Source organism: Halolamina salina, assembly GCF_042678005.1.
Classification (GTDB): domain Archaea; phylum Halobacteriota; class Halobacteria; order Halobacteriales; family Haloferacaceae; genus Halolamina; species Halolamina salina.
In genome coordinates, this window is the sequence record NZ_JBHUDH010000090.1 from 682 (window position 1) to 976 (window position 295).

A 295-nucleotide genomic window follows, 5' to 3' on the forward strand; every position below is an offset into this window, starting at 1 on the left:
CCTCGTCGCCCGCCGAGTCCGCGGTCGTCGCTCCCTCGTCGGTGTCGTCCGTTTCCGACCCGTTCTGCCAGTCCTCGAGTTCGGTTTCGGCCGATTCGTCGTCGGTCGATTCGCCGCCTCGGATGCCGCCCGAGGGTGCAGTCGAGTCCGTCGAGGACTCGATTCTCGAGTTCTCGGCCGGGGTGCCGCTACCGGTGGACCGGTTTAGATCGTTGTCGGGTCGTGTCCGGCCGGGAGACGGGCCTCGATCGCCGACGCCGCTCGCTTCCTCGTGGCGCGTGCCGGCGCCGCCGAC